Source organism: Leucobacter sp. M11 (genome assembly GCF_035726885.1).
Classification (GTDB): Bacteria; Actinomycetota; Actinomycetes; order Actinomycetales; family Microbacteriaceae; genus JAPFRB01.
This window is the reverse complement of the sequence record NZ_JAPFRB010000002.1, coordinates 267,125-267,769: the sequence shown is the minus strand read 5'-3', so window position 1 is coordinate 267,769 and position 645 is coordinate 267,125. Positions and strand designations below refer to the sequence as shown.

Genomic DNA, 645 nt, shown 5'->3' with positions numbered 1-645 from the left:
CGACCTGCGCGTGGCGCTCGTCGCGAGCGATCCCGAAACGGCCGAACGGCTGAGCTCCCGAATCAGCGGCGGCATTACCTGGGTCAGTCACCTGCTCCAGCGCCTCGCCCACGCCATGCTCACCGACCCGGACACCGCCGCGCAGATCCGCGCCGCGGGAGAGCACTACGCGGAGCGAAACGCGGCCTGCGCCGCCCAGCTCCGCAGGGTCGGGCTCGCCTCCGAGAGCCGCGACGGGCTCAACGTCTGGGTGGACACGGGCGCGAACGCGGCCGAGGTGCAGACCCGGCTCATGCGCCGCGGCTGGATCGCCCGGGAGGGGAGCAGCTTCGCCCTGGAGCGACCGAGCCCCGGGCAGGAGCGCCACCTCCGGCTCACCGTGCACACCCTTGATGACGACGAACTGGCCCAGCTGGCCGCCGACCTCGCCGACGCGGCAGGGAACGACGTCGCGGGGTAGCCCGCGGACGCACCCACCACCCGGAAACCGTCACACGGAAGCCGTCATCCGAATCCGTCACACCGACCCACCACCCCCGAGGACCCACCTCACCACCACGAAGGGACGCATCATGAATCACCCCACCACCGCCCCGGCCGCGTTGCAGCGTCCCGAACTGGTCACCGAGATCCCCGGCCCGATCA

Annotated in this window: 1 protein-coding gene; it reads left to right on the top strand. The window is 71.9% G+C overall.

Going from position 1 to position 645, the window contains the following annotated elements; all coding sequences use genetic code 11:
- Nucleotides 1-460, top strand: a 460-nt coding sequence (locus OOT08_RS05505) for an aminotransferase class I/II-fold pyridoxal phosphate-dependent enzyme (protein WP_325091575.1), incomplete at its 5' end; no start/stop codon positions are given.
- Nucleotides 461-645: the final 185 nt, after the last annotated feature.